This window comes from Sporosarcina sp. FSL K6-1540 (assembly GCF_038620285.1).
GTDB classification, from domain to species: Bacteria; Bacillota; Bacilli; order Bacillales_A; family Planococcaceae; genus Sporosarcina; species Sporosarcina psychrophila.
In genome coordinates, this window is the sequence record NZ_CP152018.1 from 3390397 (window position 1) to 3406914 (window position 16518).

Below are 16518 nucleotides of genomic sequence, written 5' to 3' on the forward strand. Positions count from 1 at the left end.
TGTATAATGAAACTGGTAAAACTACAAACGGATTATTAGTTTCTGGGGAGGTCGAAAATTGAAAACAAGAATCAGAAATGCATTTATTGAAGAAACGCGAAATAATGGCATTAAGTTCACGATGGATGATTTGGCAAAGCGTCTTGGAATTAGCAAGCGGACGTTATATGAAAATTTTTCATCTAAGGTAGATATCCTTGACTCAATTATAGATATGACGCTCGTTGAGTTCGATGAACAAACACGGCGTATAATTGACAATCCAGAACTTACGCTGTTAGAAAAAATCCGTAAGGCGATTGTCGTCATGCCAAAATACAATGAGTTTTACGATCTCCGGATTCTGAACCAATTAAAACGGACTTACCCTGTACAGTGGGAACGGGTGAACCGTGAGTTGCATCAGTGGGATGATTTAAAGGGTCTTCTTGAAGAAGGGATCCGAACAGGTATTATTGTGGATCGAAATATCGATCTGCTGATGAAATTGATTATTGAAGCTTCGAATGCAACGCTCGACCGACAATTTTTTTTAGAACATAGTATTTCAGTTACGGAAGCGTACGGGGCGATTGTGGATGTGTTATTGACAGGTATGGTGAAGGAAAAATAAGGTGAGCTTACTGGCATTTTAACTGCCAGTCTATTTTTTTGACTGACGAAACTATAAAAACTAAAATCGTTTCCGTGTTTTATGGAACGACAAAAGATAAGGAATTGAATTGGTAATGAAAAAGGAACAAGTAGTAAATCGCTTAGATACGGAATCTGTTGGGAAATCTTTTTTGAGGTATTTAATCCCGTCGATGGTTGGGATGCTACTGATGGCTGTCAATATTGTGATCGACGGAATTATGGTAGGCAATCGCTTAGGCCCAGTCGCTCTTGCCGGGGTAGGGATTGCAGCGCCAGTTTATACGGTTTTTGTCGCGATGTCACTGTGGATTGGAATTGGTGCAGCGACCCGTTATTCCGCAATGATGGGAGCTAAACGACCTGATAAGGCGCGTGTTATTTTTTCACATGCCATTGTCTCTATATTTATTTTAACGCTGATTGTCGGGCTTACTGCCTTTGTTTTTAGGACGGAACTTGCGTATTTATTGGGCGCGAATGCCGACACATTTCAGTACACTGCAGGTTATATGAAGGTCATGTTGCTATTTGGATTCATCTTCACTGTTGAAAATGCATTCAGTATTTTGGTGCGAAATGACGGTGGACCGAACTTATCAATGATTGCACTTGTTGCTACGGCAGTCGTCAATATCGGATTGAATTATGTGTTTTTATTCATACTTGATTATGGTGTAGAGGGTGCTGCAGCGGCAACGGTCATTGGTGCATTTGTGGGGCTTGTCATATTGAGCACGCATTTTTTCAGAAAGAAAAGTAATTTGCGTTTTGTTCGCTTTAAGTTCAATCGAAAGCTTTTTCTATTAATATTAGTGATTGGATTTCCGAGTTTTCTTGCGGAAGTTGGATTTTCGGTCTTTACAATCTCGCATAATATTACGTTTGAATACCTCGCTGGAACCGCAGGCGTGTCTGCATTTACGATATTGAATTATGTTCACAGTGTTATGTTGCTGTTATTTTTAGGTATGGGTGCGGCGATTCAACCGCTGATTAGCTATTACCGTGGGGCAGGTAGCGAAATCAAGATGAAAAAGACTGTTCGTATGGCTATTGGGACAGCACTCGGGGCCGGCATCTTCTTTCTGCTTGTCGGCCAATTTGCAGCCGCTCCAATTGCAAGTTTGTTCGGCGATTTTCCAGAAGAAGTAATGAAAATTGCGGTTCCGGGTATTAAACTGTTCTTTATCGCCTATCTTTTTATGGGCACAAACTTTGTCATGATGACGTATTATCAATCCATCGGACAGATCCGAATGGCAACGTGGATTACTGCAGCAAGGGAAATTGTTGTTTTGCTAATCTTGCTCGCCATCATGCCACGACTATTTGGATTAACAGGTGTCTGGCTCGCTATACCAATATCGGAATTCATCGTTCTGATGACAATTTATTATTACCACAAAAAATGGAACAATTGAGATGTGACTTTATAAGGAATGTTGTAAGAGAAATAACCTATATATGTTGAATTAAAGAATCCTATTGAATCTGCCGTGGCGCTCAATAATAAGAGAGGTGTAATTCGGGGTGTGGATTGTAGAACGCTTAGCGCTTCGGCGACCCCTTTGCCGCGCCTGCGCTAGGATATTCATTATCGAGAGAAATATGATTTTGAGATGTATATGCCAAGATTATAATGTGTTTATTTTTCGCTACTAATTCTATTCAAGAAAGACACATTCCAGATTGCAGTTTTCATCACAGCTAATGAAATGCTCTTTCTCACATAGACCATCCAGCGCAGGCGCGTCTTCGTGGTAGCCGGAGCAATAAGACTAAGGAGGGATGCAGTTCAATCCCTCCCAAGTGGTCTTCTTTCTGGCTTATCGCGGGAGGCATCCACAAAGCGTCGAAGCGGTATTAGTGGTAATACTAATTCATTCCAACTTACTAGGGATTTTTCAGTGGCCTCCTAAAATCCCTTGTAAAGCGCATACGCCGTATTCATTTGTTTAACATATCTAGAAGGTATTGGGGGATAAATATAAAAAAAGTAGTGCAGACTAAGTGATTGGTCTGTACTACTTTTTTGTTGTAAGAAGAACAATTTCTTTAGGGTTATTTTTTCTAGTGAGTACATATAATTTATTTTATTAAATTATAAACTGGTATAGACAACTATACCGATTGAGTGTATAGTGAAAATTAAGAATACTAGACATGTTGAACAAATAATACCTATATAAACCAGCGAAGGCGCTGTAAGCGGCGGATTTGAATGGGATTTATTTCTATTTATACAGGATATTCAAAAGGGATGAGGAATTTGATGAAGACATTGTTGATTTCAAATATTACAATTGCCAATGCAACAAAGGATGGTATATCGGGAGACATTTATATAGAAAATGGCGAAATTATAGAAATCGCTACTTCTATAAATAAAGTTGCAGATATACGAATCGATGCGGCGGGTAAGGATTGGATTGTTGTGCCTGGTTTTATTGACATTCACATTCACGGTTCTTCAGGTTTTGATGTAATGGATGCGACGCCGGAAGCATTAAATGGTTTGGCGAGCGCGCTTCCCCGTGAAGGGACGACGAGTTTTTTAGCAACAACAATGACGCAGTCGGATGAAGCGATAGCAGGGGCGTTACGCAATGCGGGTTTATTCAATGCGGATGAAAGGCAAGCTGAAATGTTGGGGGTTCATTTGGAAGGGCCTTTTATTTCAGCTATACGAGCGGGTGCACAACCGGTTGAGCATATTACAACACCGTCTTTTGCCCTTTTTGAACAATGGCAAGAGCTGAGTGGTAACCGCATTAAAATTGTAACTGTTGCTCCTGAGGTGGAAAACGGTCTTGCTTTCATTGAAAAGGTAACGACGAGTGGTGTGATTGCATCTATTGGACATACGGATGCAACATCGGATATCGTTCGTAATGCGGTTGAGGAGGGTGCTACTCATGTGACTCATTTATACAACCAAATGAGTCCGTTACATCATAGAGAACCAGGGGTTGTTGGAGCTGCTTTTTTAGAGGATTCACTTCTCGTTGAAATTATCGTCGATTGCATTCATAGTCATCCGAAATCGGTTGAACTCGCTTATCGTCAAAAGACTTCCAATCGAATTATTCTTATTACGGATGCAATGCGTGCGAAAGGGCTTCCACCTGGCATTTATGATTTAGGAGGCCAAGATGTAGAAGTATCACACAAAGATGCGCGGCTTCGCGATGGAACGCTTGCAGGAAGCATATTAACGATGGAACAAGCGGCGCAGAATATGAAGGCTATTACAAATTGTTCATTAGCTGAATTAGTTGCAATGACCTCAACAAATGCTGCCGAACAACTTGGCCTATCCAATAAAGGCAGGATTGAGCCTGGAAAAGATGCGGATCTTACCATCATCGATGGGGAGTGGAATGTCCAGATGACTATTTGTAGGGGGGAAATTGCTTATACTAAGGAGGTAATGGGATGAAGGTAGTCGTATGTTCTAATTATGATGAAGTAAGCGTAAAGGCCGCACAATTGGTAGAAGCACAAATTCTTGGAAATGATCACTCGGTGCTTGGACTTGCAACAGGATCAACGCCACTAGGGCTTTATGAACGATTAGTTGAAGGTGTTAAATTACGTGGGATATCGTATAAAAATGTGTGCACGATTAATCTAGATGAATACCTAGGTCTAGATAAAGGGCATCCGGAAAGTTACCGCACATTTATGACTGAAAACTTATTTGATAAGATTGACATTGTAATTGGAAATACGTATATTCCGGATGGGACATCTGATTCAGCAGAAGAATGTCTGCGTTATGAACAAGTAATTGATAGCGTAGGGCCGATTGATCTGCAGGTATTGGGGATAGGAAGAAATGGGCATATCGGCTTTAACGAACCGGGAACGGATTCAAACAGTCTGACACATGTCGTTGAACTTGTTGCATCTACCCGAGAAAGTAACGCACGCTTCTTTACTTCCATTGATGAAGTTCCAACACATGCGATTACAACGGGCATCAAATCGATATTAAAAAGTAAGGAAATTATTTTACTGGCATCCGGAAAAGATAAAGCAGAAGCTGTGAGAACATTATTAAATAAAGATGTGACTGAAAGTTTTCCAGCATCAATTTTATGGAATCACGATAATGTTACACTTATTGTTGATAGGGATGCATATGAACTGGTTAAATCATAAGGGAAGTGAGTATTATGCTAGATAAACAGTCACCGATACCCATGTACGTCCAAATCGAGGACTATTTGAAAAATCAAATTCTGCAAGGGGATTTTGTAATTGGAGAGGCAATCCCTTCCGAACGTGAACTGACGGATACGTTTGACGTAAGTCGCATGACTGTCCGCCAATCCATAACGAATCTAGTAAATGAGGGGCTCCTTTATCGTGAAAAGGGGCGCGGAACATATGTAGCGACACCCAAGATTGAACAGCCTCTTAGTGGTCTTACAAGCTTTACGGAAGATATGCTGTCACGTGGGATGAAACCTAGTAACAAACTTATTAGTTTTGAAAAAATGATACCTGAAATAGATATTATGCATGAGTTACAGTTGGCTAAAGATGAAGAAGTATTCGTCGTTAAGCGAATTAGGTATGCGGACGACAAACCGATGGCGATCGAAAGGTCATATCTTCCTGTTAAGCTCGTCCCAAATCTTGAATTGAATGACATAGAAGGATCACTGTATTCGTTTATAGAGAAGGATAAACGGCTAATAATTAGCCATGCCTCGCAACGCATGGAAGCTGTGTTAGTGAAAAAGGAAGATGCAGAGTTCCTTCAAATTTTTATGCCTTCAGCAGTTTTGTTGATAGAACGAATCAGTTATTTAACGAACGATGTTCCGATTGAAATTGTTCGAAGTACATATCGGGCAGATCGTTATAAATTTATCAGTGAGATTCGGAGATGATTGAATGAATGCGTATTTCAAGGAAATCGAATCGTTGATGAAAAAAGTTATTCAAGAAGAACAGCAATCTGTTGAAAAGATTGCAGCAGAGATGACGAAACGCCTTTCGCGTGGTGGTATTGTTCAGTTATTTGGCTCAGGTCATTCTCACTTAATCGCGGAGGAGCCGTTTTTTCGTGCGGGCGGTTTAGTACCAGTACGACCAATTATTGTCGAGACTTTGATGCTTCATAATGGGGCTTCACAGGCATCTACGAATGAAAAAGACCCTGAATTTACCCAAACATTTGCGGGTCAGCTAGACATTCGTTCTGAAGATGTAGTCATTATTATTTCAACTTCTGGCCGAAATGTGGTACCAATAGATGTGGCGTATATTGCAAAAGAGTCCGGGGCTTATGTTGTTTCTCTCCAGTCTCTTCACTACAACGCGTCTGAACAGCCATCTAAACACCATTCAGGAAATAGACTTGAAGATGTTGCGGAAGCAGTTTTGAATACGCATGTAACGGTTGGGGATGGGCTTCTGCTATCGGAGGGAACACCTTATGCACCGGCTTCTGGCGTCATTGGGAATATGCTTCTTCATGCGACATTCAGTCGTGTGATTGGTATGATGATTGAAAGTGGGATAGAACCTCCAATATTTAAAAGCGCAAATTTGGATGGAAGCTCAGCACATAATGAGCAAATGATTGCTACTTATGGCAAGCGAATTAAGTTTTAACTTGATTCGACTAATCTATTAAAAGGGAGAGTTTAAAATGATTGAGAAAAATTACAAAGTTACTAGCAACGAGGGACTTCACGCCCGTCCATCATCCGTATTAGTTTCAGCGGTGACACCATTTACGTCAGATGTGAAACTTGCATACATGGAAAAGACAGTGAACTTGAAATCGATTATGGGTGTTATGTCACTGGGAATTTCAGCTGGGGCAGACATTAAAATCATCGCTGATGGTGAGGATGAAGAAGCATTAATGGCTAAAGTGGATGAAGTAATAAAATCAGAAGGAATCGGTGAGTGATTTCAACGATTTAAGGCATTCCACTTTTGCATGCTTTTAGCGTTTTGAATGCATCTATATATTGAACTACTAAAAACTATATAAACTAAGCGAAGGCGCCTGACAAGGGGTAGCCGAAACCCTAAGACTGATGGCGAAGCTGTCTGGCTTAGGGCGGGAGGCATCCCAAGCGCCGAAGCGAAGTCAATGGGATTATTTATGTCATCAAATATAAAACAAAGATGTTTCAAGTCCTTGTGAAAGCGTCACCGAGCTCTAGTCGGGTGACGCTTTACTGTTTTACGGGATAGCTCATCGACTTTTTTTACCTAATTGACCAATTATCAATGTTAAAACAGAAATCGCTGTGATATAGTGGGAAATGATGAAAGAAGGTGTGCGTATTGAGAAAGAAATACGGAAGACTCAGGAAAAAAGAAAATGTTATCGTCTTTCCAGGAACATTTGAAAAGCTTGTTGAAAATGGCCATGTAGCCGTCGAACAGGAGAACTATGAGTTAGCGGTGGAAGCATTTGACCAAGCTATTGTATATGAACCTGACAATCCGGAATTTCTGGGACCATACGCGGTTGCCCTTTATGAAACAAAAGACTTTCAACGTGCAAAAGAAATTGCAGCAAGGCTCCTTCATAGCGGAACCGCCGATTACGTCGATGCAATGGAGCTGTATTTGACAATTAGCATTCAACTGCAGGAGTACGATGAAGTTGAAATGACAATTGATGCGCTAATTGATGAAGGAATCGTTCCGCCTGATATGCTGAACAAATTCAATTATCTGCGGGAATTGAATGGTCGTTTGTCTGACCGCTATGCACAGGACGAGCCCAGCTATCGAATGGAATTATTCACACTAGACGAATTCATGAAGATGGATGCTTTGGCACAACAGTATGCACTGGCTTCACTTGAAGGTAGTGATTTAACTGATTTAGTCCCTTTACTTGCGATAATTGTAGCGCGGGACGATGTGGCACCATTAGCAATTACGTTCGCATTAACGCTACTGCATCAGACAGGGCACTCTGATGAACTTACAGTGCGGAAATTCGGCTGGGAGAAGCGTATTGTTCCAGCAGCTATGACATTACCTGGGCAAGATGATTTAACGAAACAAGTTCTTGAAGAAGTGGATCGTCGGTTACTGCAGGATCCATCTAGATTAGAAATGGCTCAAGGTCTCATTGAGAAATTTGCAATTACTGCTTTCCCTTTCGGCTGGGGGACTCATCAAGCAGAAGAAGTCGCAACAGCCTATGTAAACTACATAGAAAGTCTGTTTTCAGGTGAGCAGTTACCCGAGACAGCACTGAACTTACTTATTCAACAGATTGACAACGATTCGGACCTTTAACAAAGTGTGAAATCTGTTGAAAGATGAAGAGACTATGATATACTGAAATGGTTGTCAATGGAGTATATACGGAACAAAAGATATTGGCCAAAACGATTCGGAGGTATTTAATTATGTCAGTTAAATGGGAAAAGCAAGAAGGAAACACAGGGATTCTAACAGTAGAAGTACCTGCAGAAGCAGTAACGGTAGGTCTTGATAAAGCATTCAAGAAAGTTGTGAAAACAATACAAGCACCAGGATTCCGTAAAGGGAAAATGCCACGTCAAATGTTTGAAAAAATGTATGGCGTAGAATCACTTTACAATGAAGCACTTGATTTCATCCTTCCAGAAGCATATTCAAATGCTCTTGACGAAGCAGGCGTTGAACCAATCGATCGTCCTGAAATTGACATCGAGCAAATGGAAAAAGGAAAAGACCTTATTTTCAAAGCGGTTGTTACATTGAAACCAGAAGTGAAACTTGGCGATTATAAAGGCCTTGAAGTAACACGTCAGGAAACAACAGTTACTGACGAAGAAATCGAAGAGCAACTGAAAGATCGTCAACAAAAATTCGCTGAATTAGCTATTAAAGAAGATGGCGCAGTTGAAAATGGCGACACAGTGAAAATCGATTTCGAAGGTTCTGTTGATGGAGAAGTTTTCGATGGCGGAAAATCTGAAGGGTACGACCTTGAAATCGGTTCAGGTTCATTTATCCCTGGATTCGAAGAACAATTGGTTGGCATGAAACAAGACGAAGAAAAAGACGTCGAAGTGAATTTCCCTGAAGAATACCATGCAGCAGAACTTGCTGGTAAACCAGCGATTTTCAAAGTGAAAATTCATGAAATCAAGTCAAAAGAAGTTCCAGCACTTGATGACGAACTTGCAAAAGAAATTGATGAAGAAGTAGAAAGTCTTGAAGCATTACGTACGAAGCTGAAAGAAACTACTTTGGAAGAGAAGAAATCGGCATCTGAAGTAGCACTTCGCGACGATCTTGTCGAAGCGGCTGCGAGAAATATGGAAGTCGAAATCCCTGAAGTAATGATCAATTCTGAAATTGAACGTATGATGGAAGAGTTCGGACAACGTCTTCAATCACAAGGTATGAACCTTGAGCTTTACTTCCAGTTCTCTGGACAAGATGAAGAAGCACTTCGTTCACAAATGAAAGACGATGCACAAAACCGTGTTCGCGTTTCACTTGTACTTGAAGCGATTGGTAAAGCTGAAAACATCGTAGTTGAAGAAGCTGATATTAACGCAGAACTTGAAAAAATGTCCACGCAATTCGGTATGGATGTTGAGCAAATTAAAACAACACTTGGTGGAACTTCTGTTCTTGAAAATGACCTTCGTTTCAATAAAACAGTTGAATTCCTTGTTGAAAATGCAAAGATTACTGAATAATAAAGTGAAATAAGGACAAGGTACGGAAGACCGTACCTTGTTTTTCATAGAAAGACATAGAATTACCTTCTTGAATAGGGAAGAATTCTAATTAGTTGATAAAAACGGGGGAATCTTGTAAGATTGTCACTTGAATAGGGGTGAGCATAATGTTCAAATTTAACGATGAAAAAGATAACTTGAACTGTTCTTTTTGCGGGAAATCCCAGGAACAGGTTCGTAAGTTAGTCGCTGGTCAAGGCGTCTATATTTGTGATGAATGTGTTGAACTTTGTGCTGAAATCGTTGAAGAGGAAGTCGGACTTGAAGAAGGTTTCGAGCTTAAAGACGTTCCGAAGCCGAAAGAAATACAAAGTATACTCGATGAATACCTTATTGGACAGGACCGTGCAAAGAAATCACTTTCAGTTGCTGTCTATAATCACTATAAACGTGTTAATTCGAACAGTAAGATTGATGATGTCGAGCTATCGAAATCCAATATCGTCTTAATCGGACCAACAGGGAGCGGTAAAACATTACTTGCTCAAACGCTTGCTAGAATCCTCGATGTACCTTTCGCGATTGCAGATGCTACATCTTTGACGGAAGCGGGATATGTTGGTGAAGACGTAGAAAATATTCTATTGAAACTGATTCAGGCTGCAGATTATGATGTAGATCGTGCGGAAAAAGGGATCATCTATATTGATGAAATCGATAAAGTCGCGCGTAAATCCGAAAATGCGTCCATTACACGTGACGTGTCAGGTGAAGGTGTCCAACAGGCACTTCTTAAAATTCTTGAAGGGACAGTTGCGAGCGTGCCACCACAAGGCGGACGTAAACATCCACATCAAGAATTTATCCAAATCGACACGACGAATATTCTCTTTATTGTTGGGGGAGCATTCGACGGAATTGAAGAAATCATTAAACGCCGTATCGGACAAAAAGTAATTGGTTTCGGTGCTGAGCCGAACTTGGTTATTGAAGAGGAGTCTTACCTTGCTAAACTGATTCCGGAAGATCTTCAACGTTTTGGTCTGATACCAGAGTTCGTAGGTCGTTTACCTGTTCTTGCAAGTTTGGAGCAGTTGAGCGAAGATACGCTGTATCAGATTTTGACGCTTCCGAAAAACGCGATTGTAAAACAATACCAAAAAATGTTTGGGCTGGACAATGTTGAACTGCGATTCGAAGATGATGCCTTGCTTGAAATTGCAAAAGAGGCAATCACACGAAAAACAGGTGCTCGTGGTCTGCGTTCAATCATTGAGAATATCATGCTCGACGTAATGTATGAACTGCCTTCACTTGAAGAAGTGACTGAGTGTGTCATTACTAAAGACTCCGTCTTGGGGCAATCAAATCCAATTCTTTTAACAGCGGACGGTACCCGAGTTCATCTGGATAATGAGAAAGACTCGGCGTAACGCCTGAAGGATGAAGCTGACTCCGATGACGCGCGTGAAAATGCGCTCTTCGGATGTCAGCTTTTTTTAAATATTTGATTGAACTAAAAGTTGGATATACATAATTAATGGAGGTGACTTCCGCATGTTAACTAATGAATTGAACAATATACCATTGTTGCCGCTGCGTGGGCTGCTCGTATACCCTACGATGATTTTACATATTGATGTTGGAAGAGAGCGCTCCGTATTTGCCATTGAACACGCAATCGCACAGGATAACCTTATTTTTCTTGCTACGCAGAAAGATATAAGTATAGAAAATCCGGAACCGGAGGATCTGTATAAAGTAGGGACATTGGCGTTTGTTAAATCGATGACACAACTACCAAACGGGACGTATCGTATACTTATTGAAGGAATTGAACGTGCAGAATGGTCGGATTATGAGGAAGCGGATCTTTATCCCGTGGTTAAAGTAATTGGTTATCCAGATGATGAGGAAATTGATGCTGAATCAGAAGCGCTAATGAGAACGCTACTTACATATTTCAAAAAGTACTCAAAAATCTCGAAAAAAGTGACAGAAGAAACATATGATTCAGTCGCTTCAATTATAGAACCGGGAAGACTGGCAGATACGGTCGCTTCTCATTTACCGCTGAAATTGGTTGCAAAGCAAGAAGTACTTGAAATAAAAGATGTCAATGAACGCCTTGAATGGCTTATGAGTAGACTTTATAATGAGCAAGAAGTGCTGAACCTTGAAAAGAAAATTAATGAACGTGTCAGGGAAGCCATGGAGCGAACGCAAAAAGAGTTTTATTTGCGTGAGCAGATGAAGGCGATTCAGACTGAACTCGGTGATAAAGACGGTAAAGGTCTAGAAGTAATAGACTTGACTGAAAAAATTGAGAGTTCCGGTATGCCGGCAGGTGTTAGAGAAGCCGCGTTGCGTGAACTCGACAGATATGAAAAACTACCATCTGCTGCAGCTGAAAGCGGAATCATCCGTAATTATATCGAGTGGCTCGTTACGTTGCCATGGTCCGATGCATCAACAGATCAGCTTGACATTAATCGCTCGGAAGAAATCTTAAATCGCGACCACGATGGACTAGAAGCTGTTAAAGAACGTATACTTGAATATTTGGCAGTTCGTCAATTAACGAATTCATTACGGGGACCAATCCTTTGTCTTGCGGGTCCACCAGGTGTCGGAAAAACGTCTTTAGCTAGGTCTATTGCAGAATCTCTAGGTAGGAAGTTTGTTCGAATCTCACTTGGCGGAGTGCGTGACGAGTCGGAAATTCGTGGTCATAGACGGACATATGTGGGCGCAATGCCTGGGCGAATTATTCAAGGTATGAAAAAAGCTGGCAAGATTAACCCCGTGTTCTTACTGGATGAAATCGATAAGATGTCGAATGACTTCCGTGGGGATCCATCGTCCGCGATGCTTGAGGTGCTTGACCCAGAACAAAACAATAAATTTAGTGATCATTACATCGAAGAGCCTTATAACTTATCGAATGTTTTGTTCATTGCGACTGCCAATGATTTAAGTGCAATTCCGGGACCACTTCGTGACCGGATGGAAATCATTTCAATTGCCGGTTACACAGAAATTGAGAAGCACGCTATTGCGAAAAATCACTTGATCCCGAAACAGTTGAAAGAGCACGGACTGACAAAATCGCAGGTTCGTATCAATGATCCTGCGATTCAGGACATTGTAAGGTATTATACACGCGAGGCAGGTGTACGTGGCCTAGAACGACAAATTGCTGGTATTTGCCGTAAAGCTGCGAAACTGATTGTCACGGGAGAGAAGAAAAGTATAACGGTTAGTTCTAAAACACTTGAATCTCTTATTGGTAAAAAGAAATACAGGTATGGACAGGCGGAGACAGTGAATCAAATAGGCGTCGCGACAGGACTTGCTTATACGCAAGTTGGTGGAGATACATTGCAGATTGAGGTTTCTTTATCGCCAGGAAAAGGTAAACTTATACTGACGGGTAAACTTGGAGATGTTATGAAAGAGTCTGCCCAAACTGCATTGTCCTACGTGCGTTCGAAAACGGTGGAATTCGGTATTGATCCAGATTTCCATGAAAAGTGTGATATTCATATCCATGTACCTGAAGGTGCGATCCCTAAAGATGGTCCTTCAGCCGGTGTGACGATTGCTACATCACTGGTCTCTGCATTGACTTCACGGCCAGTACGCCGTGAGGTCGGGATGACTGGTGAAATTACACTGCGCGGTAGAGTTTTACCGATTGGTGGCGTGAAAGAAAAAACATTAAGTGCCCATCGAGCTGGCTTGACGACGATTATCTTGCCAAAAGAAAATGAGCGCGACATCGAAGATATTCCAGAAAGCGTCCGAGAGGAACTGACATTTAAACTCGTTTCTGACGCAGAAGAGGTCCTCGAAATTGCATTGGAGGAGACTTCCAAATGAAAGTCCATAACGTAGAAATGATAATGAGTGCTGTACGCCCCGAACAATATCCGGCGGAAGGGTATCCGGAATTTGCGTTAGCAGGCCGGTCGAACGTCGGTAAATCATCTTTCATAAACAAGATGATTGGTAGAAAAAGCCTTGCTCGAACTTCTTCGAAGCCAGGTAAGACACAAACATTAAACTTTTATAAAATTGAAGAGCAATTATTTTTCGTCGATGTACCGGGATACGGGTATGCAAAAGTATCCAAGTCTTCTCGTGAAACATGGGGGAAATTCATTCAACAATATATGACTGAACGGGAGCCACTTCGAGCTGTCATTCAAATTGTAGATTTACGCCACGCTCCAAGTGCTGATGATTGTGCAATGTACGATTTCCTTGTAGAGAATAATATGCCTGCAATCATCATTGCGACGAAAGCGGACAAGATTCCAAAAGGGAAATGGGAAAAGCATAAAAAAGTCGTTCGTGAAACGCTTGCAATGCGACCATACGATGCATTAATTGTCTTTTCATCTGAAAAGGGAATCGGAATGGACGAAGCATGGAAAGAGATTGAAAGCAGAATGTAATTGTAGAATTGGAAAATCCGGAAGACGAGATATACATCGTTTTCCGTTTTTTTATAGTGTGCTGGCGCACAGTTTAGTAATTCAGTCGTATACTATAATAATTTGTTCTTCAGTTTTCTTATCCAGTCGTATAGTTTAGCCAATCTGTCGTATAGTATTAGTAATCGGTAATGCAGTTCCAATAAATTTGATTTAGGATTGCACATTAATTGCATGTGAAATCGAAGGCTGTTAGGATTAGATTATAATCATTATAAATAGTTACGTTTAACCGTTCGTAGTCATAGGTTGTTCACAATTTCCAACAAGAAAAGTGATAACTATATGGTATAATGGGAAGCGTGAAATAGAACGTGAGAGGTGTGAACACCTGATGCATACAATCGTAATCGGTGTCAATCACCGGACAGCACCTGTTGAAATAAGAGAGAAATTATCTTTTATTGAAACAGAACTGCCGCAGGCGATGCAAACATTGCAACAGCAAAAAAGTATATTAGAAAATATTATTATATCAACTTGTAATCGAACTGAAATTTATGCAGTTGTTGATCAGTTGCATACGGGTCGTTATTACGTGAAGAATTTCTTGGCTGAGTGGTTCGATTTGCCACTTGAGTCTTTCTCTTCTCATTTAATTATCATGGAAAATGATGGTGCGATTGAGCATCTGATGCGCGTATCGGCAGGCATCGATTCTATGGTACTTGGTGAGACACAGATTTTAGGTCAAGTGAGGGACAGTTTCCTTGAAGGCCAAACAATTGGTACAACAGGTACTGTTTTCAATGAGCTATTTAAACAAGCCGTAACGCTTGCGAAAAAAGCACACACTGAAACTGCAATTGGCGATAACGCTGTCTCAGTTTCCTATGCTGCTGTAGAACTCGGTAAAAAGATCTTCGGTACATTGGACCAAAAGCATGTGGCCATTCTTGGAGCAGGCGAAATGGGTGAACTTGCCGTTAAGAACTTGCACGGAAGCGGTGCAAGCAAAGTGACTGTTGTTAACAGGACACTGTCGAAAGCGGAAGTCCTTGCCGATAAATTCGGAGGTGTTGCGAAGTCGATGCAAGAACTGCAATGTACACTTCTTGAAGCAGATGTACTGATTAGTTCAACAGGTGCAAACGACTTCGTTATCGATTTTGAACTTATGCAGTTAGTAGGTCGGTTGCGTAAAGGAAGACCAATATTTATGGTAGATATCGCAGTACCGCGGGATCTGGATCCACGTATCGGCGATCTTCCAAATGTTTTCCTTTACGATATCGATGATTTACAAGGAATTGTGGAAGCGAATCTCGCGGAAAGAAAGCGAGCAGCCGAAGAAATTGGCCTTATGATTGAGCAGGAACTTGTCGTATTTAAAGAATGGGTTGCTACACTTGGAGTGGTTCCGATTATATCGGCACTTCGTCAAAAAGCGAATCGCATCCAATCGGAGACAATGGCGAGTATTGAAAACAAAATGCCAAATTTAACTGAACGTGAAAAGAAAGTATTAAGCAAGCATACGAAATCTATCGTTAATCAATTATTGAAAGATCCTATTCTACAGGCGAAAGAGCTGTCAATGGATCCGAAAGCATCCGAAAAGCTGGAATTGTTCCAGCAAATATTCGGTATTGATGAAGATGTAGTAAATGAGAAAGAAACGCTTGCAAAACAGGCGAAACAACGGTTAAAAGTCAGAGCTGAAAGACATGCGACGGCACAACCGGATTTGACATTTTGAACGTTTGTCAAAGGGGCGTTTCCGCATCAGTGTGATACACTATAGATGCAGAAACGCCCCTATTAGTTCGGAAAGGCAGAGAGGTTATCATGGCTGAAATGATGATGGCGAGACTGCATGAAGTAATGGTCGTACTCTATGCAGTAAGCCTTGTTTTTTATTTTATAGATTACTTGAATAAGGATACGTTTGCACACCGAAGCGCTTTTTGGATTTTAACCGTCGTCTACTTTCTACAAACATTCTTTCTTGTGATGTATATAATCGAATGGCAAAGGTTCCCTGTACTCACTCTTTTTGAGGGGATTTACTTTTACGCTTGGTTGTTGATTACTTTATCAATTGTCATGCATCTGTTTTACAAAGTTGGTCACGCCGTCTTTTTCTTAAATGTGATTGGATTCATATTTATGACAATTCATACATTTGGACCTGAACAAATTGAACAGTCGCCGATAGGGGAAGCGCTTATTTCAGAGCTGCTATTCATCCATATTACATTCGCGATTTTGTCTTATGCAGCGTTTGCGATGTCATTCGTTTTTTCGATACTCTATCTTCTTGTTTATAAAGTTTTAAAGAAGAAGAAATGGTCAAAACAATTTAATAGGCTTCCTTCTCTTCATCAAACAGAGATAGGCATGAAGGCGTCTCTTTATACAGGTATTCCGTTTCTGCTCGTCAGTTTAATTCTCGGCATGCAGTGGGCGATAGTTGCACTCGATGTATGGTCCTTTTTTGATATGAAGATTATTGGTTCATTTATCCTTCTTGCCATTTACGGTTCTGTATTATTCTTGAAGCGAAGTGGCAAGCTAACAGGAAACGACTTTGCATGGGCGAACGTATTTGCATTCCTTTTTGTTATCATCAATTTTTTTCTTGGAAGTAAGTTATCCGGGTTCCATTTTTGGTTATAACTTAATACAGCTTGGTTTCAAACCCCGGCTGTATTAAGTTAAAGCCTCTGGCGGATGCTACAGATTTTTTGGGGATTTATTATCAAGCAAACTCG

Annotated in this window: 14 protein-coding genes; all 14 read left to right on the top strand. The window is 40.9% G+C overall.

Annotated elements, in window-relative coordinates:
- The first annotated feature begins 58 nt into the window (after window positions 1–58).
- The 14 genes from MKY15_RS16005 (at window position 59) to ccsA (ending at window position 16423) form a co-directional block, all read left to right on the top strand.
- Window positions 59–613 carry a TetR/AcrR family transcriptional regulator gene (locus tag MKY15_RS16005; protein ID WP_067208035.1) on the top strand — a complete coding sequence of 185 codons (555 nt, stop codon included), beginning with the start codon at window positions 59–61 and terminating at the stop codon, window positions 611–613.
- Window positions 614–728: 115 nt separating this feature from the next.
- Window positions 729–2057 (top strand): MATE family efflux transporter, encoded by a 1329-nt coding sequence (locus MKY15_RS16010; protein WP_187047443.1) that lies wholly within the window; start codon window positions 729–731, stop codon window positions 2055–2057.
- A gap of 851 nt (window positions 2058–2908) precedes the next feature.
- Complete coding sequence (gene nagA, locus MKY15_RS16015) at window positions 2909–4075, top strand: N-acetylglucosamine-6-phosphate deacetylase (RefSeq protein ID WP_338652798.1); 1167 nt, start codon at window positions 2909–2911, stop codon at window positions 4073–4075.
- On the top strand, window positions 4072–4800 hold the full coding sequence (gene nagB / locus MKY15_RS16020; RefSeq protein ID WP_338652797.1) for a glucosamine-6-phosphate deaminase: 729 nt from the start codon (window positions 4072–4074) through the stop codon (window positions 4798–4800). Before nagA ends, nagB begins: the two co-directional genes overlap by 4 nt.
- 14 nt (window positions 4801–4814) lie before the next feature.
- Window positions 4815–5537, top strand: coding sequence for a GntR family transcriptional regulator (locus MKY15_RS16025; protein ID WP_067208044.1), 723 nt, complete (start codon window positions 4815–4817; stop codon window positions 5535–5537).
- Between the two features lie 4 nt (window positions 5538–5541).
- The gene (locus tag MKY15_RS16030; RefSeq protein ID WP_342537999.1) at window positions 5542–6264 is read left to right on the top strand and encodes an SIS domain-containing protein; all 723 of its coding nucleotides are present in this window, start codon (window positions 5542–5544) and stop codon (window positions 6262–6264) included.
- Window positions 6265–6301: 37 nt separating this feature from the next.
- Window positions 6302–6568 carry a phosphocarrier protein HPr gene (locus MKY15_RS16035; protein WP_304627122.1) on the top strand — a complete coding sequence of 89 codons (267 nt, stop codon included), beginning with the start codon at window positions 6302–6304 and terminating at the stop codon, window positions 6566–6568.
- Between the two features lie 383 nt (window positions 6569–6951).
- A complete protein-coding gene (locus tag MKY15_RS16040; protein WP_067208052.1) occupies window positions 6952–7923 on the top strand; it encodes a tetratricopeptide repeat protein in 972 nt (323 codons plus the stop codon).
- A 113-nt stretch (window positions 7924–8036) separates the two neighbouring features.
- Window positions 8037–9323, top strand: a complete 1287-nt coding sequence (gene tig / locus MKY15_RS16045; protein WP_342538000.1) for a trigger factor — start codon at window positions 8037–8039, stop codon at window positions 9321–9323.
- Between the two features lie 149 nt (window positions 9324–9472).
- Complete coding sequence (clpX, locus tag MKY15_RS16050) at window positions 9473–10738, top strand: ATP-dependent protease ATP-binding subunit ClpX (protein WP_067208057.1); 1266 nt, start codon at window positions 9473–9475, stop codon at window positions 10736–10738.
- Window positions 10739–10862: 124 nt separating this feature from the next.
- Window positions 10863–13187: an endopeptidase La gene (gene lon / locus MKY15_RS16055; protein ID WP_338652793.1), complete on the top strand. Its 2325-nt coding sequence runs from the start codon at window positions 10863–10865 to the stop codon at window positions 13185–13187.
- On the top strand, window positions 13184–13765 hold the full coding sequence (gene yihA, locus MKY15_RS16060; RefSeq protein ID WP_067208063.1) for a ribosome biogenesis GTP-binding protein YihA/YsxC: 582 nt from the start codon (window positions 13184–13186) through the stop codon (window positions 13763–13765). Before lon ends, yihA begins: the two co-directional genes overlap by 4 nt.
- A gap of 373 nt (window positions 13766–14138) precedes the next feature.
- On the top strand, window positions 14139–15503 hold the full coding sequence (gene hemA, locus MKY15_RS16065; RefSeq protein ID WP_187047445.1) for a glutamyl-tRNA reductase: 1365 nt from the start codon (window positions 14139–14141) through the stop codon (window positions 15501–15503).
- A gap of 89 nt (window positions 15504–15592) precedes the next feature.
- On the top strand, window positions 15593–16423 hold the full coding sequence (gene ccsA / locus MKY15_RS16070) for a cytochrome c biogenesis protein CcsA (RefSeq protein ID WP_067208068.1): 831 nt from the start codon (window positions 15593–15595) through the stop codon (window positions 16421–16423).
- The last annotated feature ends 95 nt before the right edge of the window (window positions 16424–16518 follow it).